Raw genomic sequence first — 26,768 nt, forward strand, 5'->3', positions numbered from 1 at the left:
TTAGTTATATTTTTTCTCGCCGTACTTACCAACAGTGTCTACTTTGCCATCTTTATTAATCTCTACCAGATTATCATTATACTTAGAAGGGCATTTCATTAAAATTTTTGAAGCGTAGAATTTGTCCTTATCCATTTTACCGATAAGCACCAATTTTTCTGATTTTTCGAAATCCTGCGGTTTGGTACCTGCGTAAATAACCTCCCTCACCTCTCCTTTCTCATCTTTCATATGGAAAGAAAAGCGGTTCGCATCTTGTACTGCATCATAATGCGTACCCATCGATTTTACCCAATAGCCCATCACGTGCTCTTCTTTTTCAGAAAGGGCTGCCTGTTTAAAATTAGAATAGGTATCAGTATTCGCATTTAAGCTAAATAAAATTCCTACAGAAATTGCAATGGTAATCAATCCAATGATGGCACTTTTTTTCATGGTTATACTGGTTGTAAAAACTGGCAACAAAGATAGAAAAATAGGCTTAGCCAGCATTCTTTTACATTTTTCTTGTCTTTATATTGACAATCAGCTGATTTTTGAGACTAAATATTTTTTCCGGGTCTGGTATTTATAATCAATCTAAACGAATATTTGGAATCATTTAAAAGTTTGTATCGAAATTATTAAGTTTGGCCTTTCAGATAACCATTTCTTTGCGCATTTTACCGTAAAACATTAACCGGATTAATATGAACCTGAAACAGTTTTATAAACTTTTGTTCTTTATTGTTTTAATACCGCTTTTAAGCTCTTGCTTTGAAGTAATTGAAGAAATTTCGATAAAAAACGATGGAACCGGAGATGTTATTCTGACTATCAACCTAAGTCAAAGTAAAACCAAAGTGGCTTCGGTCATGCTGTTAGACAGTGTACAGGGTTACAAAGTACCCAGTAAACAAAAAATACAGCAGGAACTAAACGAGGCTGTGGCTTATTTAAAAAAATCGGAAGGTATTTCTAACGTAAAAAGCACAAGCGATTTTAATAATTACATTGCAACCGTTAGTTTCTCTTTCAAAGATGTTTCCAATATCAACAACATCACCAAAAACATTCTGGCGCGGCAAAAAATAAAGGCAACCAATACTTCATCTTACCTCTATAATAAGGCCAGCAAAACCTTTAGCCGTAAATACCAGGCCATCGGCAATGCTAAAACAGCATTCAATAAGTTAAAAGCAAAAGACAAATCTGTTTTTAACGGCGCCACCTACACCAGCATCTATCGTTTCGAGTCGGCTGTAACAAGTAGCAGCAATCCGGCATCAAATGTATCTAAATCTAAAAAAGCAGTAATGTTAAAAAGCAGCATTACCGATTTAATAAATGGAAAAGTTAACGTATCCAATACTATCCAACTTTCTAAATAAACTTACCCCTGTATTTTGTCGAACGGGCAATGCATGGGGCTTATCTCTAAAATCTATCTAAATGAAAAAAATTCTAATTGCTATCTTCCTTTTTTTATCGTTTAATGTGACCCGGGCACAAGATCTGGTTAAAAAAATCCCTTTAAATGCTTTCACTGTGGCTACCATTAAAGGCGATAATGTTTTTAAGCTCATGTTTGTTAAGGACTTTAATGAATCTTTCCTGGGCAGGAAATTGCTGACCGAAACATCAAAGTCACTTGATCAAAATTTTACCAGCATAGAAGATTTTGGAATTAACGTGGAGAAAAACATGTATTACTTTAACCAGTTAAGCGATAGTATTACCTACAACTGTTTTCTGATCCCGATAAAGGATGCCGGGAAATTTGAAAACCTGATTCAAGACAAAGAGAAAAAATTTATCCAGCAGGGTGATATCCGTACAATGGTTTTGCCTGATAGCACGAGCATCCTTAAATGGAATAACGACATGCTCTATTTTGTAGCAGGAAGCATTAACAGTTCTTTTTTTTCCGATTCTACTAAATCTGCGCGTTATGGAATAAAAGAAATCAGGTTTCAGAACAATTATGATGATGTAGCCATTGCAGATAGTAGTGTTGTTGTGTCAGATACTGTTTACACCACCACAGCCGAACCGATGGTAGAGGTATCTGCCCCCCCAATTATTGAAAAAGCAAAAGTTCAGAAAAAAGCGTCTCCTGGCAAAACATCAAAAAAAAGAAGCATAAAGAAAAAAACAGGAAAGAAAAAAGCTGTTAAACCAAAGAAAGTAACATGGACGCAGAACGTCGAGTTTGAAATGGAAGCAGATCCCAGCGAAGAAGTTGTTGATTCTACTGCAACCGCCAAAGCTAATATTGATGCACAATATGATACGTATCAGCAAGAACGTGCAGAACAGGATGCTAGGAAAAAAAGGCTCGCTCTAGTTTGGATGACCGCTCAAGCTGATCAAATTTTCAATGGAAATTATCAATCTATCGAAAACAATAAATCGTACGCAGCAAGTTTAGATAACAAAGCCATTGCAGAACTTTGGGTTTCAAGCCTTCAAGATGCATACAATATAATCGCGCCGGGTTTTGGTACTTATGGTAAAGCAGGTTTTATGAAAGGTTACGGCAGCCTGAATGCAAAACTTTTTATGGACAACAAGAGCTTTCGCATCTCCACAGGCTTGGAACTATCACAGGAACAAGCAGATTCCTATAAAAAAATCCTGAACAGAAAGTTAAACAAAAAATTTCTGAAATATGTGAACAGCGAAAAAGCACTTGGTTTCATGAGCTATTCAATCGATACCAAAGCATACCTGGAAGAATTCCCCAAATTATTGAAACAAACCTATGGTTCTTTTATGGGGGCTAAAATGGACGAAGAAATGGACCTGGGTGCCGATCTGATTTCGCTATTGCTAGACGAAGAAGCCGTAAGCAAGGTCATCAAGGGCGACGCATTATTTATAATCAATGGATTAAATACCAAGGAAGTTACCTATACCACTTATGAGTATGATGACGATTACAAACAGAAAGAAGTAACAAAGACCAAAAAAGAAACTTTACCCGATTTCCTTTTCATGTTCTCATCTGATGATACCAGATTGATTAATAAACTGATTAAATATGGAGTAAATAAAAACTTCGTAAGTGCGGAAGGAGCCATTTACAAAATAATGGAAAAGAAAAGTCCGATTGATGTTTATTTACAAATTAAAGATGGTATCGTGTTTTTTGGCAATTCTTTAACCGAAATGCAGGGCATTCAAAACAATCAATATGGCAGTTATAAATTAAGTAAAATGCACAAGCAATTATTGAGCAAAAATAATTTCAGCTTTTTATTTAACGCCAAAAACCTGGCGGGTAAAGTACTGGCTTCTGAAATTGGTGGCGAAGAAACTGCTAAGAAATTCAATAGTACCTTGGAAAAAATGGGCAATGTATACATGAAATCTAACCCGATCAAAGGGAAGCTGGTATCAGCAGATATCAGTGCAGAAATTCCGGACGGACATGAAAATGCGTTGAAATATTTATTTTCGTTAATCGAAAATGCAGCTAAGTAGAGCAGTTTACAATTAACAGTTGGCAGTTTCTATTTGGTAGTTTTTCAATTGGCAATTGGCAGTTAATAATTTCCGGTTGGCTACGCCACAGTTAACCAATTATACAGTTAACCATTCTCATGAAGAAATTTTTAAAAATAACAGCAGTGATAGTGATATTGCTGCTTGTTTTTTATTTTGGCTTTTTTAAATACCGACAAATCCAGGCGAACAAAGTAGTAATCCCGGCTGCCACCGAGACTTTGTTTAAAATTAATATAGATGAACTATACAAAACCCTGGCCGTTAGTTATCTGAAACATCCCAGTCAATATGCTGGAACAGATAAAAAAAGTATAAGAGAAAAAATAGCCGACTTAAATACAGGTTTAACCATACCCGCAAACATTTATATATACAGTTTGAAAGGAAAGGCTAAAAACGCGTTGTTCACCCGTTTAGAAATAGCCGATAGCTTGGCATTTAACAGCTTTATTCTAAAAAAGCTTGCACTAATAAAAAAGGATGCCCATTTTTTTCAGTCTGCAGACTCAACATTTTGCCTTCTGTTTAACAAAAAAACGGTAAGCATGGCATTTACCTCGATAAAGGAGCCGGCAAGAAATATACTGCAGGAGCTACTTGAGCAGAAAAATATGGTTAAAATTAAGGACAGCAAGTTTGCACAAATAACCAACCTATCCGATCACCTCTCTTTTCAAAATGCGGGAAATTTAAGCAAGATTAATTTTAGAGATGGAAGAATTGATTTTACCAGTGAATTCGAAAATAAATGGATAGAACCTGCTGCAAAGCCCACGCATCGGATGTTAAACCCCGAAAGCACAATCAGTATGTGGTTGAACGGAAAAATTAAACCGGATTTAATAACAAAAAATAACAACATAAGTCCTTCTATACTTTCAAAAGAGAGTTTTTTCAGGTTTTATAAAGATTATATAGATTTTGAATGGACAAAAACCATTACGCAGGTAGATACCATCGTAGGTTACGAATACAATGAAAACTTTGAGCAGGTAGAGAAAAAAATACTTCAAGACCGGAAGATTCCCTCGATTGCCATAAATCTAACTGCCGACGATAAGGCAGTAAGTACTTATCTTAAATCGCTTGGTGCATTAGATCAATCTACCGGAAAGATTAGCAGTTTAATGATTCCATTATACCAGACTTACTTTAAAGGGAATAATGGAAATGTTTTATTAACTACAGTCAGAGATGCTAAACCTGATTTAAAAAGGACTTCATCTCCTGATTTTTTTTATTTTAAATTGGACTTTAGAAAGTTGATTAAGCAAACATCAATACCCTTGATTGCAGATAAATTTGGCACTTTTAGTCAACTGAAAATCAAAGCCAAAAGCACAGGGAAAGACAAAATTAAAATGGAATCTGAACTTTTATTTTTAAACAAGGATGCCAATGCCCTCATTCAACTTTTAAAAATATTTAAAAATGGCTTCAACAGCTCCCTAGATTTTAATTTATCTGTTGATATTCCGGCACGCAAGTAAAATCACGCCCAAAATAAAAGCATAAATATACGCTGTTGTATTTGTTCTTCATTTTCTTAATCAAACGTTGGTATATTCGTAAGTTGATTACCTAAAAACATCTTAAATGCTTCACGATAATCTGATTCTCATTTTGGTTTTACTCTTAGGTGTAACCCTGTTGGTGATGATTGGCCAGAAGATCAAAATCTCCTATCCTATTTTTTTGGTATTGGCCGGCTTACTTATTGGCTTTATCCCTGGTATTCCGCATATCAAAATCGATCCGGATATTGTTTTTTTACTTTTTTTACCACCCTTACTTTATGAAGCTGCCTGGTTTACCTCATGGAAAGACTTTTGGGAATATAAGGGTGGTATATTTTTAATGGCCGTAGGTTTGGTTTTTATTACCTCAATGGCTGTTGCTTATGCATCTGTAGCATTTATACCTGGTTTTACCCTTGCACTCGGCTTTTTACTGGGCGGTATTGTTTCTCCACCCGATGCCGTTGCCGCAGCAGCGGTATTAAAAGGCATGAAGATTCCAAAGGTTGTAAGTACTTTACTGGAAGGAGAGAGTTTGGTAAATGATGCTTCCAGTTTAATTGTGTTTAAATTTGCATTAGCTACTATAGTTAGCGGCACATTTGTAATGCAGGATGCCGCGGTAAGCTTCGTTACTGTTGCTGGCCTGGGTATTTTAATTGGCCTTGCTATTGGCGGCATATTTTATGTGATCCACCGTTGGTTACCAACAACCGATAATATTGATACCGTACTTACCTTACTTACACCTTACTTTATGTACATCACTGCCGAGCATTTTGAAGCGTCTGGCGTAATGGCAGTTGTATCAGGTGGCTTGTTACTCTCCAGTCAATCACACATCATCTTAACCTCAAGTTCCAGAATAAAAACGGTTAACGTATGGTCATCATTAATATTTATGCTCAACGGTGTTGTATTTATATTAATTGGCCTGGCCCTACCGGATATAGTAAATGGCTTAGGACCTGATTATCCGATAACCAAAGCTATCGGTTACGGATTCGGGATTAGCATACTGGCACTGTTTGTCCGCATGGTATGGTTGATTTCAACCGCTCAGATTACACTGCTCTTTAATAAAAAAACACGAATACGTTATCGGGATATGACCTGGCATTCATATGTAGTGATCATTTACGCGGGGATGAGAGGTGTGGTATCTTTAGCCGCGGCACTTTCTATTCCGGTTATGATTTCTGATTCGGTGGCTTTTCCTTTAAGGAACCTGATTTTATTCATCACTTTTGTGGTCATTTTCATTACGTTGGTTTTGCAGGGACTTACCCTTCCCCTGGTAATCAAATGGCTCAAAATTCCGGAGCCTAAGAGCAAATTAACGGAACAGGAGCAGACAAATCAGATTAAACTAAAATTGATTGATCTTTCCTTAGATAAATTAAATGCCGATTATCAGCACCAATGCACCCACAATGAGTTAATGGTTAACCTAAAAGCAGAGTTACAACACGCTTTAAAAGAAAAAAGAGATAATATCCACGCTTATAGAAGAGGCGAAATTGATAAAGAAGATTTAAAAGCTTACCGGGAAATCGTGCTGGCCTTAATTCAAATTCAGCGCGATGAGTTACATCATTTAAAACGCAACAAAAAATACGATGACGAAGTGATCAGAAAAGAAGAATGGAGGCTGGATTTAGAAGAGTTGAGTATTATCTCTTAGTGCTTGTTTTAAAAGCCAAATAATAGAAAACGTCTGGTTGTTAAAGAACAGCAAGCAAAACTGGCAAGTAAAAAAATCCCTGCAAATGTTACATCTGCAGGGATTTTCGCTTTAAGCTCTAATCTTTCGGCTCTGCGTCCTTATGGCCAAACACCTAAATTCATGTAAGAAACCGCAATTTTATCAATCGAATTAACAAAAGCAGCCGTTCTTAATGTTTTGGTACCAGGTTTGGTCATCAACGTTTCGCGGATCTCGTGGTACGAATGGATCATCGTATCTTCTAAACCAGAATTAACCAATTCCATTTCAGATGCGCCTTTAACAATCATCAAACGGTGTTCAGGAAGAATGGTTTTACCAGTCAGGTTTTCTAACGTATTGATCAGATTCGCATTTGAGTTAGCTGCATAGCGGTTCTCCATACGACCAAAAGCCACGTGAGAAAGGTTTTTCAACCATTCGAAATAAGAAACCGTAACACCGCCCGCGTTGCAATACATATCAGGAATGATGATACCACCCATTTCGGTAAAAATGGCTTCAGCTTCTGGTGTAGTTGGTCCGTTAGCACCTTCTGCAATAATTTTCGCTTTAATGTTGCGGATATTAAGTTCTGTAAATTGGTTTTCCAAAGCCGCCGGAACAATGATATCGCAGTCCTGCTCTAAACCTTCCATTGAATTTTTAAAGCTGGTGGCACCTGGAAAATCTAAAATTGAACCTGTGTTTTTACGGTGTGCAAAAACCTCATCAACGTTTAATCCATCAGGGTTGTAAATCGCACCTTCAAATTCACAAAGGCCAACTATGGTTGCTCCAAACTCAGACAAGAATTTAGCAGAATGATAACCCACGTTACCTAATCCCTGAACAATTACCCTTTTATCACCCAAACCGGCTTTAAAGCCTAACTTAGCCATATCTTCTGCAACTTCAACACATTCACGTACGGCATAAGCTACACCACGTCCGGTAGCTTCTTTACGGCCACGGATACCGTGCAAAGCAATCGGTTTACCGGTAACGCAGCCCAAAGCATCTAGCTGACCAGGATTCATGGTCATATAAGTATCGGCAATCCAGCTCATTTCGCGTTCACCAGATCCATAATCAGGAGCAGGAACATCAATGCCGGGACCGATAAAGTTTTTCTTAATTAATTCAGTTGTATAACGACGGGTAATGGTTTCCAGTTCGGCAACACTGTATTGTTTGGTGTTGATTTTGATACCGCCTTTTGCACCGCCAAATGGAACGTTAACAATAGCACATTTGTAAGTCATAAGGGCAGCCAGCGCCATAACCTCATCTTCGTTTACCATTTCACTGTAACGGATCCCCCCTTTGGTAGGGCTCATGTGGTGAGAGTGTTCTACGCGCCAGGCATCAATTACTTCAAAACCATTTCCACGGCGGATGGGGAACTGGAAACGATATACACTATTACATGTTTTAATCTGGTTCAATAAACCTTCGGGATGATTGGTAAATTGAGCCGCACTGTCAAAGTTCTTACAAACATCTGCAAAGAACTTGTTCTCGTCTGCTAGATTAGCCATTATTTATTTTTTATATTGAATAAGTTTTCGGTGCAAAATTGCCTAAAAAAAATGCACATATCCAAATGCAAAAATACTTAGTGTACAGCTAACACCACCTTATATAGCGCATGTAAAAGGCGCTATACCGATGATGCAGATCTGTTCAAAAACGATATTTAAATAGGTTTAAACAGCTATACACTCACCCTTCGACAGGAATAAAACGACTAATTTAATAGGTTTTTTCGCGGCTTAATCTGACGAAAAAAAATTATAAAAAAAATATCCACAGGTCTATTTTTTTACGATACTGATTAATCAATAAACAAAAAAACAGCTGAAATTATCAATATCATAATTTCAGACTAAAAAACAAGACATAAAAAAGGAGATCAACTGATATTGATCTCCTCTGAAAAATTATCCGGACTATCGCAATTAGGGTCCTTTATTTATCACTGATGTGGTTTTCTTTTTCGATTTTCTTTAATCTTCTATCGATGGAGAAGAGGTATGCGAGCAAACCTACCAGAATAATTACGATGCAGATAACCACCACGTAAATTTTTCCATTGCTACGAAGACTATCGGCCATTTCTACGCCATTATCTTGTGCAAATAACTGCATAGTGGCCATCATTAATATCAGGGAGAAAAATATTTTCTTCATTTTAGTTATGTTGTTGTTTGTTCTCAATAGTACGTATTCTGAAACGGATGGTATATACCCAATAGCCAATCAGGATCCAGCCCAAACATGCAGGGTAAAACACCATGCGCATGCGACTATCCAAATCGTAACTGTTAAAACCAGGGTTACCGCCATTGCCCGGATGTAAGGAATCTTTTAGCCGGGGTAAAACAAAAAGCAATACCACCATCATCGGAAAGGCAAAAATATTGTAAATGGCAGAAATCTTTGCTCTTTTTTGTTCTTCATCAATCGCATTGCGAAGAATTAAATAAGCAAAATACAGCAATATTGAAATGGCTGCAAAGTTCTGTTTAGGATCGAAACTCCAGAATTGTCCCCAGGTAAATTTAGCCCAGATGGCACCGGTAATTAAACCTAGAATACCAAAAATAATACCGGCATTAACACTTTCAACAGCTTTAATATCATCAATTTCACTTTTGGTCCTCAATGATTTTACGCTGTAAAAAACAGAGATTGAAAACAGTACAATCATAGCAAACCACATGGGCACGTGAAAATAAAGATTTCTAATCGTTTCGTTCAATATAGGCAAATGTGGTACACCTAGCAATAAACCCGCTATTGCCGTATAAATTACCAGAACCGAACCTAAAATTTTCCACCAAGTTTTATGCATATTTATTTTGATTATTGAATAATTGAGTACTGAATGTAGCTCCCGTCATCCGTTTTCCATCTGCCATATTTAATCCCTCCAAAGGTAAGGAAATAACAGTAAAGAGGTTGCCACCACAAGTACATTCACCACCAGCAACATCGTTATTTCATCGTAACTATTCTCCCATGGCAGACCATCGACCGCATTTTTAGCCAGTTTAATTAGCAGAATCAATACCGGGATAATGATCGGAAAGCTTAAAATAGCCATCAGCATCCCCCCGTTACCCGCTTTGCTAGCTATGGCCGAAACCATGGTAAATACAGTAGAAAAACTGATACTACCCAATAATACAGCTACATAATACAGCAATAAATCAGGCGGCGTAAAAGAATCAAAAACCAAAGTATAAAAACCTAAAGCAATAGTAGTAAGCACCAACATCAGTAGTGTATTGTACACCGTTTTGGATATTAATACTGCAGCCGGACTGGCCAATACATAACTATATAACTGCTGACCTTTGGTTTCCTGTAAGAAACTTTTCGATACGCCATTAATCGAGGCAAAAAGCATAATGATCCAAAAGAGTGCGTTCCAGGTTAATTTATCGCCAAGGCTAACAAAAGAGAGGTAACATGTAAAAATGGTAGAGACCACATAAAGTAATACACCGTTAATGGTATATTTGGAGCGCCACTCTAACAATACTTCCTTGTGAATTAAATATTTAACCTCTTTGGCCAATTGCATAGCCGCAAAGATACTTTTATTGATAAATATTGCGTGCCTAAATTGTTGTATTGTTGTAATTTTGTTTGAATGAACCATGTAATCCCCCTGCCTTTGGAAAAATAACCTGTTGTTAATATTCCATTATCCACAGGGGCGCCACAGTACGCGCTATAATAGCCTGATTCCTCCCATCCTCTTGATATTTCGTCTTTTCAACCAGTTTTTAAAGTCGAATCAACTTTTTGCTAACTATGGACCTCAAAAGGTTGCTATCTGAAATAATATAATTAATGCGGCGCAAATAATTCAGAACAGAATAATGAACGAAATGAATAAATTATCCGTTTGCCAAAATCCATTGCGGATGTAGCAACGTATATTGGCCAGTTCCTGTAAATCTCACCATTTATGCTAAATGCATTGGAAAATCAATGATTTATCATGCCAAAAGATCTACTGACGATTATCCTTATTATCAATAAAAAAATAAAATGAACAAAATCAAAACAATTGTACTCTCTACTGTTGCTGTCCTTTCCGTTTTTACAGTCGAAGCACAGACTTTCAAAGAGCCGGTGGATTACAAACTTAAGAATGGCATGAACATTATTATTTCAGAAAATAATAAATCGCCGAAGGCCTATTCCAGCTTCACCCTGGATATCAAAGCATTTGACACTAAAAAAGACGGTATAGTTGAGCTATTAAATGCCGTGCTAAATGAAAATGCAAGTAAAAGCCCAAACATCAGTTTTAAAGACAACAGTGGTCAGCTGGCCACATTAAATACTGACCTGGAGAAAGACCTGGTACAGATGGCATCAGTAATTCAAAATGCAAGGTTTGATCAACTTACCTTTGAAGCTGCAAAAGCCAAATTGATGGCCAGCATAAAGCAACAAGATCATGATTATGATCAAACGGTAAATGAAAATTCGATCAACGCCTTAACACTGGCCGATGTTAAAAACTTTTATAACCAGATTTCTCCTGAAAAAACATTTTTGACCATTGCAGGCGATATTGATTTAAATACAGCTAAAGCTTCAGCAAAAAAAGCTTTTAGCAATTGGAGCCGAACACACGAAATAACATCAGCTGTTACAAAGTAATATCAAAATTAAGTCAAGGCCATTTGATTCATTTCAAAGGACCTTTTTTATGTCCAAATGCTTCCGGAAGGGGATTTAAATCTAAATACAATTGTTATTCAATACGACAAAAAAGAATATAATTGATATTACTGATCTACAATACATAGCATATCTCAGACGAAAAATCATTACTTTGTATAAGTTAACGCCCTTTGATTCATTTTCAAAGGGCTTTTTAACGCCGAATTGTTACATGCCGTTAATTTTCATCCATTCACATTCCGGCAATCATTTAATATCTTCGTTATAAATAAAGTCATTAGTTTCCAAAAAAGCCTCCTCAAATGAAAAAAGCCTATACCCTACTTACTTTTATTACCATTAGTTTATCGCTACAGGCCCAGGTTATGGTTAACCGAAATCAGGATATCGATAAAATGGTTAAGGCTGTAAATCCCGATTCACTAAAATCTTATATCAGTAAAATGGTTTCTTTCGGAACCAGAAACACCCTTAGCGACATTAAAAGTAAAACAAAAGGTATTGGAGCCGCAAGAAATTGGGTGCTGAGTAAATTTAACCAGTTTGCGAAGCAAAGTGATGGCAGGCTCACTGCATACCTGGATACCATTACCTTCAAACCTGACGGTAAACGAGTAGATCAGCCTACACTTTTAGGTAATGCCGTAGCCATATTAAAAGGTACGGATGCCAATGATAAACGGGTTTATGTAGTAAGCGGACACCTGGATAGCCGTGTTACGGATGTGATGAACAGAACCAGCGATGCGCCGGGCGCTAACGATGATGGCAGCGGAGTAGCAGGCGTAATAGAGGCTGCACGAATTATGAGTAAGTATAAATTTCCGGCAACAATCATATTTGTAGCCGTAAGCGGCGAAGAACAATCTCTACTGGGTTCTGGTTTTATGGCCGCGAAAGCTAAAAAAGAAAACTGGAATGTAGATGCCATGCTGAACAATGATATGATTGGCAGTAACAATAGCAGCGAAACACAAATTATTGATAATACCAGGCTGCGTGTATTTAGTGAGGGTTTACCCAGTTTCGATCTGGATAAAAATGCCAAAAGTATCCGCCAGTTTGGTTTAGAGAACGATGGTAAAAGCCGTCAGTTGGCACGTTATGTTAAAGAAATAGGCGAGCGTTATGTAGATCAGTTAGAAGTTAAATTAATTTACAGAAACGACCGGTTTCTACGTGGCGGAGACCATACCCCATTCGTAGAAAATGGTTTTACAGCCGTACGCATCACAGAAATGAACGAAAACTTCGATCACCAGCATCAAGACCTGAGAACAGAAAATGGTGTGCGGTATGGCGATCTGCAGGAATTTATGGATTTTGAATATCTACGCAAAAACACAGGCGTAAATATTGCTGTTTTAGCCAATCTGGCTAAAGCCCCTTCAAGCCCAACCGAAGTAAAGGTTGACGTTAAAAACCTGAGCAACTCTACTCTTTTATACTGGAAAGCCCCCCTTAATGGTACGGTGAAAGGCTATTATGTATTAATGCGCGAAACCAGTAGCGCTGTTTGGGAAAAGAAATTTTTCACTTCCGCTACCGAATTAAGATTGCCCTACAGTAAAGACAATTATTTATTCGCCGTTCAGAGTGTTGGAAATGATGGTAATGAGAGTTTACCCGTAGTACCCGGTATAGGCAGATAATGAAAATATTTTGGTTTTATCCGTATTTAAGCTCAAATTTATCGCATGAAATTCAAACCCCTGGCCTTTATTATTAATATTGCCATTACACTGGGTGTTGGCGCCTTAGGCGGATGGGCTACTGCTCAATCGGTCAAAACCTGGTACCCAACATTAAATAAACCATCGTTTAATCCGCCAGATTGGCTTTTTGCACCGGTTTGGACCAGCCTTTATATCTTAATAGGTATTGCGGCCTACCTGGTCTGGGTAAGACGCGATAAAATTGTTCATTTTCCACGTACAGTTGCCATTTACCTCATCCAGCTGATTTTAAATCTCGCCTGGTCGTTCATTTTCTTTTATCTGCATGAAATAGGTTTTGCGCTGGCAGAAATCATTTTAATGCTGCTGGTGATCGTTATAAATGCCATCACTTTTTATAAAATCAATAAATGGGCCGGAATACTTTTTATCCCATACATCATGTGGGTAAGTTTTGCCACATTTTTAACTTATAACATTTTCATATTGAACTGATTTTAAAAGAAAAACACTTATTTTTAGGGGTGGTAACTTTTAAAAGATATTTGCTGATCCTGTTCGTTCTGTGTTGTAGCCAATTGCAGGCGCAAAAGGTAGGCCTTGTATTTAGCGGTGGCGGAGCTAAAGGATTGTCGCACATTGGTACGCTAAAGGCCCTTGAAGAAAACCACATTCCTATCGATTACATTACCGGCACCTCTATGGGTGGGATCGTTGGCGCCATGTATGCGGCTGGCTATAGTCCAAAACAGATTGAGGAAATAGCCTTGAGTAACGACTTTCAGAACTGGGTAAACGGACGGTACACAAGTGATTATACGTATTATTTCCAGAAAAATGCACCCAATGCCTCCATGCTTACTGCAAAAGTGGCTATTGATACGGGTTTTCATTTTAGCTTCCGTTCCAATCTGATTAATGATATTCCCTTGAATTTTGCCTTTCTGGAACTTTTCTCACAGGCTTCAGCCGTTTCTAAAGATAATTTCGACAATTTGTTCGTTCCCTACCGTTGTATGGTGGCAGATGTGCTTTCGCAAAAAAGCATCACGGTAAGTAAAGGAAGTTTGGCGGAAGCCGTACGGGCCACCATGACGGTACCCATTATTTACAGGCCAATTAAATTAGACGGCAAGTATGTTTTTGACGGTGGCCTTTACAATAATTTCCCGGCAGACGTAATGGAAAGAGATTTTAAGCCCGATTATATGATTGGGGCCAATGTTTCTTCCAAAACCTATAACGAATACCCTAAAAATATCGACGATCGTTTAATGAACCGCTTTCTGATTTACATGTTCCTATCTAAATCAGACTCGACCATGATCGGTAAAAACGGTGTTTACATCCAGCCCGATTTAGCTACCTATAGCGTAACCAATTTCGCTCCGGTAGCAGAGCTGATCAAAAAAGGATATGATGCCACCATGGCTGATATGCCCAGGATTAAAGCTTTGATCAGCAGAAGGGTGAGCGATGAAGAACTGGCGCAGAAAAGGGAAAAATTCAATTCGAAAAAACCAGATCTCAAATTCAGCAACATCATGGTAACCGGTGTAAACAACCAGCAGAAAAAATATGTAGAAAGACTCTTTAAAAGTGATAAAACGACTTTTAACCTGCAAGATGTTAAACGTGGGTATTACAAACTTGTTGCCGACCAAACTTTCGAAACGATATATCCCAAAATTTCTTATCAGGCTGCAACAGACAGCTATACTTTTGAAGTAGTGGCACAGCCCAAAAAGAGTTTTAAGCTCGAGTTGGGTGGCAATATTTCAACCAGGCCCATCAGTAATGTTTTTTTGGGTGCGCAATACAATTACCTCAACCGCAAATCTTACACTTTCGGAACCAGCTTTTACTCCGGTCGTTTTTACGAATCGGTACAAGTGAATGGACGGGTAGATTATCCAACCAGGCTCCCCTTGTTTCTTGCTGCAGAGCTAACCTATAATCATTGGAATTTTTATAATACCAGTCAGATTTTTATCGAAAACCCGCGCCCGATTTATATCGAACAATCAGACCGGAAGATTGATCTGATGATGGGAATGCCTTTAAATTATAACACCAAAATTGTTCTCCATGCTAATTTTATCAATAATAATGACCGTTACAGCCCTAACAATACTTTTGCAGTAGGTGATTTGTTGGATCAAACTATATTTAATGGTTTCAGGGGTTCGCTAAACCTTGAAAAAAATTCGCTGAACAGAAAACAATATGCTACCAACGGACAAAGTTTTTCTTTGAGTTTTAATTATACCACTGGTCGCGAAAATTATAATCCAGGTAACATTTTCCGGAATACCCCTGGTTTTGTGAAAATCCCTGGCAGTAGCCAGCTACGCCATTGGGCCAGTATTAAGCTAACGCAGGAGAACTATTTTTTACACCTCAACAAATATACGCTGGGTTACATCGTTGAAGGTGTAATTTCGAATCAGCCCTTATTTAGCAACTATTACGCAACGCTTTTAACCGCTCCGGCCTTTTACCCGCTGCAAGATAGCCGCTCGCTGTTTCTGGATAAATTTAGGGCAACCACCTATGCCGCTGGCGGAATAAAAAACATTTATAATGTTAAAAAAAATCTTGATTTTAGACTGGAAGGTTATTTATTTTTACCACATAAAGAATTTGAACTGAATAATTTTCAGGATATTAATTACGCTAAAGCCATTACAAAATTACGTTATGCTGGTACCGCTGGTCTCGTTTATCACTCGCCTCTGGGCCCGGTTAGTCTAAGTTATAATTTATATAATGATGCGATTAAAAGAAATGGCGTATTATTGCATATCGGTTATTTAATTTACAATAAACGTTCTATCGAATGAAACGAATCGTACTCTTGTTTTTGCTGTGTTTAACTGGGTTTTTCAGCTTTGCACAAAACGCATCAATCAATAATTTTCTGGTAAAAGAGAATTTGCTAAAAAACAGTAAACTGGCCATCATAGCAGCCGATTCTTTGAACAACCCCAACGAGAATATTAACGGAACCTATACCTTTAGTGTAAGTGGCTTTACCCAGGTATTAAAATTTAATGATGGCATAGCTGTACTGCCTTTACCGATCGATAAATCTACTTTTGTTTATATCAAACACCAAAACGACGCCGGCACACATAGCAAACTCGTTTATGTATATAAAAAAGATACCGATTTAAGTCCTTACACCATCAATAGTTTATGGTTATTCATCATCCCTATTTTACTGATTGTTATGGCCTTTGCCTTCCGTAAGCTCATTATATTTGTGGTAATCGTACTCCTGGTATTTGTATATTTCAACCATAGTAACGGATTAAATCTTTCCACTTTTTTCGAAAGCATTTTTGACGGCTTGAAGAACCTGGTCTGATTTGCCTTAGTATCTGTGGTGCCTGATGTTTCCATCTGGCACAAAAACAGTTATAACCATCACAAGCTCATGCTCACCCTCGTTTCCAACGAGAGTGAAAACAGCAAATCGCTTTAAACGATTAACATCATTATTCATCACATAAGGTTTAATACAATTTCCATTTTTTAAGAAAAGCAGTACCCGTAGTGCTTCGGTTCCGCCAGTCCCGCCCTTTGCTTAATCCCGGTAGATTAACCGGTAAATAAAATGATGCTTAAACCGGGATAACGCTGCCGGTCGGGTTTAGTTAACATAAGTCTGTTATACTGTCAGATTTCTCCGTGCTCATCCGTGTATCCGTGGCAAAATATAAGGGCTTTTATTCGTGGTGTCTGATGTTTCCATCTGACACCAAAGCTGTAATTAGCCCGAAAAAGGTTATGTTTTGAAGCAGTTGTTACTTAAGGTCAGTTGTTTAAAAATAATATGGTTCGTACCCCAGGTACCATCACACAGCAGATTTGCTCAGGCTAATTCTATTTTTATTTACTAATATTTTTAGTAAATTTGTTTTATGGAAAATCTTTTTTTAGTATGCCTGGTTCCTCCTGTTTCTATTGCAAAAGATATTGACGAGATTAGGACCTACATTGCAGATCGATTTAATGTGCGTGAATCATTAAAGCGTCCGGCACACATTACCTTATATCCTCCGGTAAAACTTTCAGGGTATGATGCAGAAGAGCGTTTTTTCAAAGCGCTAACAGATGCCTCCTTTAATCAGCCATTTATACAGGTGCTCCGAAATTTCAACTCCTTCCCCGAACATACCTTTTACTTAGATGTTGAACAAAATGAAGGATTGATGTTGCTGGAAAAACAGATAACCAAAACCTTACAACCTTTAAAACTGATCGAGAAAAAAGAAAAATTCAATCCACATTTAACTTTGGCCTTCAGGGATATAAAATCCGTTTTCAAACAGATCTGCGCGGAATTTAAAGACCGCAAATTTAAACGCGAATTTGAGGTTTCATCTTTTTCTGTTTATAAGCACATGGATAAAAGATGGCAACCCTTTAAAGAATTGCCTTTTAAAGATCCCGATACAAAACCCAAAACTTTAACTCTTTTTGATTAATTAAAACGGCATTCCGATACCAAAATTGTATTGTATAAAACGATAGGTATCAGGGCCATGTGTGGCGTTGTAAGTATTTTTAAAATCCCTTGCTCCGGATAAAAACTTGCTGATGACCCATTGATCCGAACCTGCGAACTGGGGATCTTTAAGTTTTAACCCTACATCAAACCTGAAAACAAAATATTGCACATCATATCTCAGCCCTACACCCGTACCAACGGCTAACTGTTGCGCTAATTTACTCAATCTAAAAATGGTTTGTTCGTCAAGTGAAGGATTGGCAACAAGAATCGACTCGCCCTTCCTCAGGTTCCATACATTACCGATATCAACAAATGCAGCACCTTTTAAAGTCGCACCTAGAAACTTCTTCGCAACGGTAAAACGGTATTCAAAATTGGTTTCAATCCGCATGGTTCCAAGTTGGTCGAGCCCAAAAAATGCCCTCCTCAGCGTATCACTGCGTAAAATACCTCTATCATAGTTCCCGGGCCCGATGGTTCTTGCCTGCCAGGCTCTTATGCCGCTTGATCCACCAGCAAAAAACTGCTTTTCAAAAGGTATACCGGTTAATACTGAATTTCCATAAGCATAAGCTACGCCTGCATTTAAACGCGCAATAAACTGCCGATCACCGCCTAAATGTTTATACCACCTCAAATCAACTTCAGGGCGCATGTATTGGTTAAATGGCAGGCCCAGTATTCTTGCTGGTTGGTTATTTGCCGGATCACCTTTTTTGCCAATTAATGCGGATACCCCCTGCAACATATTTCCTGCGATATCCATACCGGCCCGTAAATAAACAAAAGACCGGTATTCATTTAATTTATTTGCATTTAAGGTATAGGTATATTTCATGCCCAGTGTTAAATCTTTACGACCTAGCAATGTGGAATAATAAAGGTTGTTCAATACGGTTTGCTCATCAACGTTAGGGTCTAAGTAGCCAAACCGGTATTCGAAATTCAAAGGTGTAAACGAATGTAATTTAGATTTGGTTTCAAACCAATCGTAAGTAATGGAGTTGATAAAAATCCTTCTAACCGATACATCTTTCTGAAGTGCATAAATGTAGCTTGATGCAAAAGTAGTGTGTGGCATGCCATTCCCTCCCAAAACCGGATTATAGAAAGGAATCATTAACCGTGGTACAGTGATACTCGAACTGATTGAAAAATCGCGCTGATAAATATCGCTAAAGGGTTTGGCACCGTTGCCAATCCTTGATTGCAAACCACCTTTTACCTGAAGTTCAAATCGTTCGGCCCCTCTGAAAATATTGTTATTGGTATACGTATTTCCGATGGTAAAACCTACTGTACCGCCATTAAAAGGCACCTCCCCTTCCACGCGGTTACTCATCACCTTTTGTGGAATAAGCTGAATTACCGTATTTATTTTGTTTGAAGTACTGTCCCTCCGGTAATAATCGATCTTCACATTTTTAAAAACATTGAGTTCATACAACCGATCGTAAGTAAGGTTTTCATTTCGGATGTCATAAAGATCGCCCTGTTTCAAAAAATCATACCGTACAATGGGGTTTCTGCGGTAGCGCTTGGAAAAATCGGTAAAAATGATACCGTTAATGGTGTCTTTATTGAGCTTATAACGTACCGAATCCGGGAAGCCGTCCGGGTTAGGCGCAATAATCATGTGGGTATATCCAATATTGAACTGCTTATGTTCGCCGTCGTTGGGGTTGGTTACATTCAGGTTCAGGTCAATTTTATTGGTTTTTGAAGTAGGTTCGGCACCATAAACATCGAAATTAACATAGGGTCTTAAGAAATAAAAATAACCGTTTTCTTTCATGATGCGGTAAATCTGTTCCCTTTCGTACGTTAAAGAATCTTCATCGTACTGCATTCCGGTGTGCAGATGGCTTATTTTCGCTTTATTCGATTCGTAAAGGTTTTTAATGTTCGCATTAGGTATCGAATCGGAAATTTTATCTAAAAAATAAGCAGGTCCTGGTTTTGCCGTGAACACAATTTCGGCTTTTTTATCTGCAACCTTTATCGCTGCCTTTACATCGGCCCGGCGGTAGCCCTTGCTTTTTAAAAACTTCTGTATCTGTGTTCTCGAAATCTCGACCAGCGTACTATCCAGAATAGCGGGTGGCGTACCAAAGGGTTTGATATCGCTCGTTTTATACCGGCCATCTTTAGTATTAAACAGGTTGTATAATGGTACCTGGATACTTAGCTTAGAAGCAGGTCTGATATCTTTCTGCACATAATTGTAAGCCTGTTCTTCAAATTTAGCATCCACACTATCTATAGTTACCTTTTTCACTATTGACTGATAGTCTGCAATGTACTTAGTTGATGAGCAGGCCTGAATTAAAACAATAATAAATAGTAATATTGCAGTGCTTTTCAGTTTAATATATATTGAGTTTTGGTATGCTTTCAAAATCACAGATTAGTTTTATAAAATCGTTACATCAAAAAAAATATCGTAAAGAACATGGTTTGTTTATTGTTGAAGGTATAAAATCCATACAGGAATTTTTCCAGTCAAGCTACCAGATCCACACTATATTTTATAACAGCGAGCAATATCATTTGTTACCCAAATTGCCTGCAAATATAAACTTATTTGAAGTAAAGAACGCCGAATTAGAGAAGATTAGTACGCTGCAAACCCCACAGGGCTTTCTGGCGCTTGTTCACATCCCCAAAAACAGCAAACTGGAACTGAATGCCTTAAAAAATCAGTTTACGTTGGTGCTGGATGGCGTCCAGGATCCAGGCAATATGGGCAGCATTATCCGTACGGCAGATTGGTTTGGTTTTAAAAACATCATCTGTTCTCCAGACTGTGTAGAAATATACAACCCCAAAACAGTACAGGCAACCATGGGCTCTCTGGCACGGATCAATATCCATGAAGCAGATTTACTGTCATTGCTGGAAATAAATACCATTCCTGTATTTGGTGCCTTATTAGATGGGGAATCCATTTACAAAACGCAATGGGGAACGGAAGGACTGGTGATTTTAGGTAATGAAGGAAAGGGCATATCGGCAGAGGTGATCAAAAAAATAAATAAGCCGGTCACTATTCCAAGAGTTGGAGCAGCAGAATCATTAAACGTAGCCGTAAGTGCAGCAATCTTTTGTGCTGAATTAGTGCGAGTTCGCAATTAAATTAGATAATTATTTAAATAATGTTTGCGCGCTAACTAATAATTGCTATTTTTGCAGCCTTGAATTTAAGGTCGAGTGGCCGAGTGGCTAGGCAGAGGTCTGCAAAACCTTCTACAGCGGTTCGAATCCGCTCTCGACCTCCATTTGTACAAATAAAATAATTAAAAGGTTATTACCATGGCAGTTACCAGATTAAAAAGAAAAGACAGAAGAAATAAAAATACAGCTCACCAAGAAGTAGCATTTTTAAAAAGAGCAACTAACATTGAGTTAGGAAGCCGCTCTGCACAACCTAAAAACGATCAATTAGCTAAAAACAACGCTGTTTTAGCTGCTTTGGCAAAATAGTTTTTAGCAATTCTTTCTTAAAGATTTAAAGCATCCTTCTGATCAAAGGATGCTTTTTTTGTTTATGGCTAAAGGTCTTCGACAGGCTCAGACTGACAAAGCCTAATCAGGACGTATTAGCAGAAGGGTGGCTATAAAATGAAATATCATAATAAATAAATTCTTTAACGAGCTAACACTTACCGGTTCCAATCTGTTAGTCGTCATTGCGAGGAGAAACGACGAAGCAATCTCTCATACAAGAGCTTATTACTTTAAAGATTGCCTGCATGTTGCAGGCAGGCATCTCAGGATGACAATTTTATATTGATGATAACCTTTTAATAAAGAATATAAAAAACCCCAAAACTTAGTTAAATAAACCCGATTTAGCGTAAAACCCGAAAGCGAGGAACGAGCCAAGGCTTTGAAGTGATAGCGGGACTGACACAGCCAATGGAATACTGACGTTCATTTTCAAAATGTGAAAACTAACATATTTCGGCCATAATTTAGCAAGCTCATCATACTAAACTTATTTCAAGACCCGGAAAAACATCAGACAGCTACTGGATCAGGGTTCCGACTCCTTTAAACCAACGCTTTACAGATGCTTTTGATCAATCCCGGGCCTTCATAAATAAAACCGGTATACAACTGAATCAGACTGGCGCCTGCATCCAGTTTCTCCTGTGCATCCTCGGCCGAGTGTATACCACCAACCCCAATGATCGGGAAAGCTTTATTCGATTTTTCTGAAAGATAGCGGATCACTTCAGTAGAGCGTTCTTTAACTGGTTTCCCACTCAATCCGCCTGTTTCAGCTTTTAAATGCTGCTCTGTAGCCAGGTTTTCCCTGCTGATGGTGGTATTGGTAGCAATAATACCTGCAATTTTCGTTTCTGCAACAATTTCGATGATATCATCTAATTGCGCATCCGTTAAATCAGGTGCAATTTTTAATAAAATCGGACGAGAAATATCATTTTTTCGGTTGCGCTCCTGTAAGGTGTTCAGAATTTTCTTAAGGGGCTCTTTTTCCTGCAGTTCACGTAAACCTGGGGTATTTGGCGAACTTACATTCACTACAAAATAATCTACCACATCGAACAGACGGTCGAAACATTTGATATAATCGCTTACTGCATCTTCATTTGGGGTAGCCTTGTTTTTACCGATATTTCCGCCTACAACAATATCAGGATGTTTATCTTTTAACAAGCGCAACCGTTCTGCCATTACATCCACACCTTTATTATTAAAGCCCATACGGTTAATCAAGGCTTCATCATCAGGCAGGCGGAACATCCGGGGTTTATCGTTTCCAGGCTGTGGCATCGGTGTTACCGTACCTACTTCGATAAATCCAAAGCCTAAATTACTAAGTGGCTCTACGTATTCGCCATTTTTATCAAATCCCGCAGCCAAACCAACAGGATTTCTGAATTTTATGCCAAAAACTTCCCGTTCCAGACCTTTAATATGTACATCAAAACTGCTACGGATAATGGTTTTGCCTAGCGGAAAATTATCATTAAACCATTTTAACCGTTTGACTACAAAATAATGTACGTTTTCAGGGTCAAACTTGAAGAATATTGGTTTAATAAGGCGATACATGCCACGAAGATAAGAACTTATAGGTAATTATGGAAGATGGAAAATGTAAAATGGATGACGAACCTTTCAATAGCCCCATAAGTTCACTAGTTCATTTGCCATTTGTTCATTTGTCTGGGGCACTAAGTACAAGTTTTATATACAACTTTAGTTGATGGTTTGATAGCCACGAGTGATCATTACGAATGACCCGTAATCAATTCCCTATAATCCATGCGATAAACATTTCGCCCATCAACTATGAACCATCAAACCATGAACCTTGGCAACCTGCATGTAAATGAATAAAGCAATGAATCAACTTCCGCCCTCATCCATTTCCCATCCTACATCTTCCATTTTCCATCTTCCATCTTCCCTTTTCCATCTTCCCTTTTACATCTTTAGTACGCTGCCGTAAACTGCTCCTGGTGGTGCGCGTTATTTTCCAGCTCATCAGCAATTACAATCGCTAAATCTTCTACTGATAAAATAGAACGACCCTCTTCATTGAAAACCGGACTGGTTTTACCTAAACGATATTTCCCGGTACGGCCAGTAGTAATGCCTGGATGCATCTCAATTGCCGGACTAAAAAATAACCAATCCAGCTCTTTCTCCTGTTTCAGCGTGTTAAAATAATCCCTTACAGCCGTTGCGCCTGGCTTGATTTCAGCAGGGAAATTCGGTCCATCTACAACCTGTTGACCGTCAATCTGCAATGTACCTGCTCCACCAATAAAAATGTAACGTTTAATGCCCGATGTTTTTACTGCAGCCTGAATAGCATTTGCGCCTTCTAGGGTATCGTTATATAAATTTGGGTTGGTCCACCCTGCATTAAAAGCACTTACTACAGCATCAGCACCTGCTAAAACTGCTGCTAATTTTTCAGTATCCAAAACATCTGCTGCTACCTTACTTATCTTTTCATCGCTACTTTCAATTTTTGCCGTATCGCGTGCAATGGCAATCACTTCGTTTCCACGACTTACCAGTTCGTTTAAAATCGCTTTGCCTACAAATCCGGAGGCGCCTATCAATGCTACTTTCATGTTATTTAATTTTTAATTTATGTATATATTATAAATTGTAATGTTTTTTATTACAGTTGTATGCAAAAAAAATTATTCAAACCTGGCTGCAAAATCTGCCAATGTCTGTTTTGATAAATTTGCGATCAGCGCATGCTCTGCAGCGCTGTACAGCGTATCTAAATGTTGGTTAATCTGCCTGCCGACCGGACATTTAGGATTCGGTTCATTTTTATGCTGTCCCAACAACATATTGCCACTTCTAACCGACTGATAAACTTCGCCCAGATTAATATCTTTGGCATTTTTAGCCAGGAATGAGCCTCCCCCCTTACCTTCTTTACTCTCCACAAAACCATGTTTACGCAGATTCATAATTTCTTTACGTACTAAAACAGGGTTGACATTGATGCTACCTGCCAGGTATGCAGAACTCACCACATTGCCTTTCGCCTCATTTAATAAGGTTAAAATGTGTAAGGCAATCGGAAACCTACTTGTGCTCATCTGTAATTATTTTTATTACAGTACAAAGATAATAAGGTTTTATAGAAATCAAAATTAATTTTTCAATTCCACAATAATTGCCTCTTCACTTCCCTACCGTTTACTGATTTTAAAAATCTCCGTCATTTCGACTGTAGCGCAGCGAAATGGAGAAATCTTTGAACTATGTAGAAAGATTTCTCTACTGCGGTCAAAATGACGACTTTTCGCGGCTTATCATTTCGCTAGGATTCTTCTGTCACTAATATTGATCAGAATAACAGTTTTTCCTATTTGACTTTCCACCAAAAAAAAGCCTTTAAATTTCGTACTTTTGCAGCCGAAATGATTTCAATAAATAATTTAACTTTCCTGATTGGCTCAAGGGCCTTATACGATGACGCAAACTGGCACATCAAACCTGGCGACAGAGCTGGTTTAATTGGTGCCAATGGAACAGGAAAATCAACACTTTTAAAAATAATTGTAGGCGAGTACGCACCAAGTTCGGGTACGGTTTCCATGTCTAAAGACCTGAAAATTGGCTACTTAAACCAGGATTTACTTTCTTACGAATCCCACCATAGCATTTTGCATGTGGCCATGGAAGCTTTTGAGCGCCAGAACCAGTTGCATGATGAAATTGAAGAACTGCTAAAAAAAATCGAGACCGATTACAGCGAAGAGGTTTTATTTAAATTAAGTGATAAACAGCAGGAGTTTGAAGCTTTAGATGGCTATAACATCGAATATAGGGCAAACGAAATTCTGGCTGGTTTAGGTTTTAGTCCGGCAGATCAGCTAAGGCCGCTAAACACCTTTTCTGGGGGATGGCGGATGCGGGTAATGCTCGCGAAAATCTTATTGCAAACACCAGATATCCTATTACTGGATGAGCCTACCAACCACATGGATTTACCTTCCATTAAGTGGCTGGAAAACTATTTAATGAGTTTTGAAGGTGCCATTGTAATTGTATCGCACGATAGATATTTCCTGGATAAGATTGTAAACCGTACGGTCGAATCGCGCAAAGGTAAATTAACCGTTTATGCCGGTAACTACAGCTTCTATGTGGAAGAAAAAGCCCTGCGTGGTGAAATCCAAAAGGGCGAATTTAAGAACCAGCAGGCCAAAATTAAACAGGAAGAACGTTTAATTGAACGCTTTAAAGCCAAGGCAAGCAAGGCTAAAATGGCCCAGTCGAGGATGAAAGCTTTAGACAGGATGGAGCGTATTGATGATGTGGATGATGACAACCCAACTGTAAATTTTGCTTTCAAATTCTCCAAACCATCAGGCAGACATGTGGTACGGATAGAACATGCCCATAAAAGTTATCCAAATGTGCATATTTTAGATGACGCTGAAGGGGTGATTGAAAAAGGCGATAAAATTGCCTTGATCGGTGCAAACGGCAAAGGTAAATCTACTTTATTGAGAATGATTGCCGGAACCGAAAAATTTGAAGGCATCTGCGAGACCGGGCATAATGTAACCACCACCTTCTTTGCGCAGCACCAGCTGGAGTCGCTGCATTTGGAGAACTCCATTTTGGAAGAGTTACAGGCATTTGCACCCAAACATACCGATACCGAATTGCGGAGCATTTTAGGTTGTTTCCTTTTTACCGGCGATGATGTTTTTAAAAAGATCAAAGTGCTTTCCGGAGGGGAAAAATCGCGTGTGGCCCTGGCTAAATCATTAACAACAGATTCAAATTTCCTAATTCTGGATGAGCCTACCAACCACCTGGATATCCAATCGGTTAACATCCTGATCCAGGCCTTACAACAATTTGAAGGTACTTTCATTACCGTATCCCACGATCGGTATTTCTTAGATAATGTAGCCAATAAAATCTGGTTTATCGAAAACGGAAAAATTAAACAATATCCAGGTACTTATGCCGAGTACGAAGAATGGAACAGCAAAAGGGTAATTCCGGCAGCTAAACCTATTCCGGTTAAAATGCCGGAGAAACAAAAAGAACAGCCAAAACCGGTTACACCCAACACGACCAACCAGTTAAAAAAACTGAATGACGAACTGCAAAAAACAGAAAAAATGATTACCGAACTGGAGCAGAATGTGAAAAACATTGAAGCTGAACTGGCGGATGAAAATGTTTACGGCAATGCCGAAAAACTTGCCGAGGCAAACAAACGTTATTTAGCGGCCAAACAAGAGTTGGACAACAGCCAAACTAAATGGGAAACACTGGCTGCTGAAATTATGGAGCTGGATGGTTAATTTTAATGTGCAGTCAGATGTTACCATCTGACTGTTAAGTGATCCTTAGAAAATCAAAAAAAATAGAATTTGAATGCAAATTAAGATCAGTGTCAGATAGTAATATCTGACACCACGAGAAAAGCATATTAAGGCCACAGAAATGCTGTGGTTTTTTTGTTGCCACCGAAGCGCAGAAACACAGAAGAAGGTTTTTGTTGTTAGAATCCACTAGCTCGGTCGTCATTGCGAGGAGTAACGACGAAGCAATCTCTCATGCTGGCGATTCTTGCCTTAAATTTTGTTCAATATTTTTTGCCACCGAGACGCAGAAACACG

General features: G+C 38.4%; 22 protein-coding genes and 1 tRNA gene. 14 read left to right on the forward strand and 9 right to left on the reverse strand.

Features of this window, described 5'->3' with window-relative positions; translation table 11 throughout:
* Complete coding sequence (locus ACIQXP_RS02240; protein ID WP_145855931.1) at positions 1-435, reverse strand: cytochrome c maturation protein CcmE domain-containing protein; 435 nt, start codon at positions 433-435, stop codon at positions 1-3.
* Between the two features lie 254 nt (positions 436-689).
* Here ACIQXP_RS02240 and ACIQXP_RS02245 point away from each other — a divergent pair, with 254 nt between their 5' ends.
* The 4 genes from ACIQXP_RS02245 to ACIQXP_RS02260 all read left to right on the forward strand — a co-directional run bounded on the left by ACIQXP_RS02245 (position 690) and on the right by ACIQXP_RS02260 (position 6,690).
* Positions 690-1,370 (forward strand): hypothetical protein, encoded by a 681-nt coding sequence (locus tag ACIQXP_RS02245; RefSeq protein ID WP_293744476.1) that lies wholly within the window; start codon positions 690-692, stop codon positions 1,368-1,370.
* A gap of 61 nt (positions 1,371-1,431) precedes the next feature.
* Positions 1,432-3,465, forward strand: coding sequence for a hypothetical protein (locus ACIQXP_RS02250; protein WP_387504192.1), 2,034 nt, complete (start codon positions 1,432-1,434; stop codon positions 3,463-3,465).
* 119 nt (positions 3,466-3,584) lie between these two features.
* Entirely contained in the window at positions 3,585-4,979 is a 1,395-nt protein-coding gene (locus tag ACIQXP_RS02255) for a hypothetical protein (protein ID WP_387504191.1), read from the forward strand.
* A gap of 106 nt (positions 4,980-5,085) precedes the next feature.
* Positions 5,086-6,690, forward strand: coding sequence for a Na+/H+ antiporter (locus tag ACIQXP_RS02260; protein ID WP_387504190.1), 1,605 nt, complete (start codon positions 5,086-5,088; stop codon positions 6,688-6,690).
* A 140-nt stretch (positions 6,691-6,830) separates the two neighbouring features.
* On the opposite strand, the gene ACIQXP_RS02265 is transcribed toward ACIQXP_RS02260, so the two are convergent.
* The 4 genes from ACIQXP_RS02265 to ACIQXP_RS02280 all read right to left on the reverse strand — a co-directional run bounded on the left by ACIQXP_RS02265 (position 6,831) and on the right by ACIQXP_RS02280 (position 10,303).
* Positions 6,831-8,252 (reverse strand): Glu/Leu/Phe/Val family dehydrogenase, encoded by a 1,422-nt coding sequence (locus tag ACIQXP_RS02265; RefSeq protein ID WP_090981877.1) that lies wholly within the window; start codon positions 8,250-8,252, stop codon positions 6,831-6,833.
* A 430-nt stretch (positions 8,253-8,682) separates the two neighbouring features.
* Positions 8,683-8,904, reverse strand: coding sequence for a CcmD family protein (locus tag ACIQXP_RS02270; protein ID WP_166672315.1), 222 nt, complete (start codon positions 8,902-8,904; stop codon positions 8,683-8,685).
* Position 8,905: 1 nt separating this feature from the next.
* Positions 8,906-9,568 (reverse strand): cytochrome c biogenesis protein CcsA, encoded by a 663-nt coding sequence (gene ccsA, locus ACIQXP_RS02275; protein WP_293744480.1) that lies wholly within the window; start codon positions 9,566-9,568, stop codon positions 8,906-8,908.
* 69 nt (positions 9,569-9,637) lie between these two features.
* Positions 9,638-10,303, reverse strand: a complete 666-nt coding sequence (locus ACIQXP_RS02280; RefSeq protein WP_293744481.1) for a heme exporter protein CcmB — start codon at positions 10,301-10,303, stop codon at positions 9,638-9,640.
* 473 nt (positions 10,304-10,776) lie between these two features.
* Between ACIQXP_RS02280 and ACIQXP_RS02285 the strand changes: the two genes are divergently transcribed.
* The 6 genes from ACIQXP_RS02285 (at position 10,777) to ACIQXP_RS02310 (ending at position 17,590) form a co-directional block, all read left to right on the forward strand.
* Positions 10,777-11,397, forward strand: coding sequence for a peptidase M16 family protein (locus ACIQXP_RS02285; protein ID WP_293744482.1), 621 nt, complete (start codon positions 10,777-10,779; stop codon positions 11,395-11,397).
* A gap of 326 nt (positions 11,398-11,723) precedes the next feature.
* Positions 11,724-13,073 (forward strand): M28 family metallopeptidase, encoded by a 1,350-nt coding sequence (locus ACIQXP_RS02290; protein ID WP_387504188.1) that lies wholly within the window; start codon positions 11,724-11,726, stop codon positions 13,071-13,073.
* 45 nt (positions 13,074-13,118) lie between these two features.
* Complete coding sequence (locus ACIQXP_RS02295) at positions 13,119-13,592, forward strand: TspO/MBR family protein (RefSeq protein WP_293744484.1); 474 nt, start codon at positions 13,119-13,121, stop codon at positions 13,590-13,592.
* A 29-nt stretch (positions 13,593-13,621) separates the two neighbouring features.
* Entirely contained in the window at positions 13,622-15,940 is a 2,319-nt protein-coding gene (locus ACIQXP_RS02300; protein WP_387504187.1) for a patatin-like phospholipase family protein, read from the forward strand.
* Positions 15,937-16,467 carry a hypothetical protein gene (locus tag ACIQXP_RS02305; protein ID WP_387504186.1) on the forward strand — a complete coding sequence of 177 codons (531 nt, stop codon included), beginning with the start codon at positions 15,937-15,939 and terminating at the stop codon, positions 16,465-16,467. Before ACIQXP_RS02300 ends, ACIQXP_RS02305 begins: the two co-directional genes overlap by 4 nt.
* Before the next feature lie 556 nt (positions 16,468-17,023).
* On the forward strand, positions 17,024-17,590 hold the full coding sequence (locus tag ACIQXP_RS02310; protein WP_387504185.1) for a 2'-5' RNA ligase family protein: 567 nt from the start codon (positions 17,024-17,026) through the stop codon (positions 17,588-17,590).
* On the opposite strand, the gene tamL is transcribed toward ACIQXP_RS02310, so the two are convergent.
* Entirely contained in the window at positions 17,591-20,014 is a 2,424-nt protein-coding gene (tamL, locus tag ACIQXP_RS02315) for a translocation and assembly module lipoprotein TamL (protein ID WP_293744488.1), read from the reverse strand.
* Between tamL and ACIQXP_RS02320 the strand changes: the two genes are divergently transcribed.
* The 3 genes from ACIQXP_RS02320 to ACIQXP_RS02330 all read left to right on the forward strand — a co-directional run bounded on the left by ACIQXP_RS02320 (position 20,005) and on the right by ACIQXP_RS02330 (position 21,099).
* Positions 20,005-20,751: a TrmH family RNA methyltransferase gene (locus tag ACIQXP_RS02320; protein ID WP_387504182.1), complete on the forward strand. Its 747-nt coding sequence runs from the start codon at positions 20,005-20,007 to the stop codon at positions 20,749-20,751. The genes tamL and ACIQXP_RS02320 overlap by 10 nt on opposite strands.
* 69 nt (positions 20,752-20,820) lie before the next feature.
* Positions 20,821-20,894 (forward strand) — tRNA-Cys (locus ACIQXP_RS02325).
* A 34-nt stretch (positions 20,895-20,928) separates the two neighbouring features.
* Positions 20,929-21,099, forward strand: coding sequence for a hypothetical protein (locus tag ACIQXP_RS02330; protein WP_029275070.1), 171 nt, complete (start codon positions 20,929-20,931; stop codon positions 21,097-21,099).
* 570 nt (positions 21,100-21,669) lie between these two features.
* Here ACIQXP_RS02330 and ACIQXP_RS02335 read toward each other — a convergent pair.
* The 3 genes from ACIQXP_RS02335 to ACIQXP_RS02345 all read right to left on the reverse strand — a co-directional run bounded on the left by ACIQXP_RS02335 (position 21,670) and on the right by ACIQXP_RS02345 (position 24,218).
* Complete coding sequence (locus ACIQXP_RS02335) at positions 21,670-22,698, reverse strand: quinone-dependent dihydroorotate dehydrogenase (RefSeq protein ID WP_387504181.1); 1,029 nt, start codon at positions 22,696-22,698, stop codon at positions 21,670-21,672.
* 383 nt (positions 22,699-23,081) lie between these two features.
* Positions 23,082-23,732 (reverse strand): NAD(P)-dependent oxidoreductase, encoded by a 651-nt coding sequence (locus ACIQXP_RS02340; protein ID WP_387504180.1) that lies wholly within the window; start codon positions 23,730-23,732, stop codon positions 23,082-23,084.
* A 72-nt stretch (positions 23,733-23,804) separates the two neighbouring features.
* The gene (locus tag ACIQXP_RS02345) at positions 23,805-24,218 is read right to left on the reverse strand and encodes an Rrf2 family transcriptional regulator (RefSeq protein ID WP_145855962.1); all 414 of its coding nucleotides are present in this window, start codon (positions 24,216-24,218) and stop codon (positions 23,805-23,807) included.
* Between the two features lie 324 nt (positions 24,219-24,542).
* Here ACIQXP_RS02345 and ACIQXP_RS02350 point away from each other — a divergent pair, with 324 nt between their 5' ends.
* Positions 24,543-26,450 (forward strand): ABC-F family ATP-binding cassette domain-containing protein, encoded by a 1,908-nt coding sequence (locus tag ACIQXP_RS02350; protein WP_387504179.1) that lies wholly within the window; start codon positions 24,543-24,545, stop codon positions 26,448-26,450.
* Positions 26,451-26,768: the final 318 nt, after the last annotated feature.

The organism is Pedobacter suwonensis (assembly GCF_044762335.1).
In the GTDB taxonomy this organism is placed as follows: domain Bacteria; phylum Bacteroidota; class Bacteroidia; order Sphingobacteriales; family Sphingobacteriaceae; genus Pedobacter.

Excerpts from the sequence above, each read along its gene's own strand:
- ccsA (WP_293744480.1), bottom strand. The coding sequence starts at position 9,568 with ATGCATAAAACTTGGTGGAAAATTTTAGGTTCGGTTCTGGTAATTTAT.
- ACIQXP_RS02265 (WP_090981877.1), bottom strand. The coding sequence starts at position 8,252 with ATGGCTAATCTAGCAGACGAGAACAAGTTCTTTGCAGATGTTTGTAAG.
- ACIQXP_RS02260 (WP_387504190.1), top strand. The coding sequence starts at position 5,086 with ATGCTTCACGATAATCTGATTCTCATTTTGGTTTTACTCTTAGGTGTA.
- ACIQXP_RS02250 (WP_387504192.1), top strand. The coding sequence starts at position 1,432 with ATGAAAAAAATTCTAATTGCTATCTTCCTTTTTTTATCGTTTAATGTG.
- ACIQXP_RS02255 (WP_387504191.1), top strand. The coding sequence starts at position 3,585 with ATGAAGAAATTTTTAAAAATAACAGCAGTGATAGTGATATTGCTGCTT.
- ACIQXP_RS02295 (WP_293744484.1), top strand. The coding sequence starts at position 13,119 with ATGAAATTCAAACCCCTGGCCTTTATTATTAATATTGCCATTACACTG.
- ACIQXP_RS02280 (WP_293744481.1), bottom strand. The coding sequence starts at position 10,303 with ATGCAATTGGCCAAAGAGGTTAAATATTTAATTCACAAGGAAGTATTG.
- ACIQXP_RS02320 (WP_387504182.1), top strand. The coding sequence starts at position 20,005 with ATGCTTTCAAAATCACAGATTAGTTTTATAAAATCGTTACATCAAAAA.
- ACIQXP_RS02305 (WP_387504186.1), top strand. The coding sequence starts at position 15,937 with ATGAAACGAATCGTACTCTTGTTTTTGCTGTGTTTAACTGGGTTTTTC.
- ACIQXP_RS02290 (WP_387504188.1), top strand. The coding sequence starts at position 11,724 with ATGAAAAAAGCCTATACCCTACTTACTTTTATTACCATTAGTTTATCG.
- ACIQXP_RS02240 (WP_145855931.1), bottom strand. The coding sequence starts at position 435 with ATGAAAAAAAGTGCCATCATTGGATTGATTACCATTGCAATTTCTGTA.
- ACIQXP_RS02335 (WP_387504181.1), bottom strand. The coding sequence starts at position 22,698 with ATGTATCGCCTTATTAAACCAATATTCTTCAAGTTTGACCCTGAAAAC.
- ACIQXP_RS02245 (WP_293744476.1), top strand. The coding sequence starts at position 690 with ATGAACCTGAAACAGTTTTATAAACTTTTGTTCTTTATTGTTTTAATA.
- ACIQXP_RS02340 (WP_387504180.1), bottom strand. The coding sequence starts at position 23,732 with ATGAAAGTAGCATTGATAGGCGCCTCCGGATTTGTAGGCAAAGCGATT.
- ACIQXP_RS02345 (WP_145855962.1), bottom strand. The coding sequence starts at position 24,218 with ATGAGCACAAGTAGGTTTCCGATTGCCTTACACATTTTAACCTTATTA.
- ACIQXP_RS02330 (WP_029275070.1), top strand. The coding sequence starts at position 20,929 with ATGGCAGTTACCAGATTAAAAAGAAAAGACAGAAGAAATAAAAATACA.
- ACIQXP_RS02270 (WP_166672315.1), bottom strand. The coding sequence starts at position 8,904 with ATGAAGAAAATATTTTTCTCCCTGATATTAATGATGGCCACTATGCAG.
- ACIQXP_RS02310 (WP_387504185.1), top strand. The coding sequence starts at position 17,024 with ATGGAAAATCTTTTTTTAGTATGCCTGGTTCCTCCTGTTTCTATTGCA.
- ACIQXP_RS02285 (WP_293744482.1), top strand. The coding sequence starts at position 10,777 with ATGAACAAAATCAAAACAATTGTACTCTCTACTGTTGCTGTCCTTTCC.
- ACIQXP_RS02350 (WP_387504179.1), top strand. The coding sequence starts at position 24,543 with ATGATTTCAATAAATAATTTAACTTTCCTGATTGGCTCAAGGGCCTTA.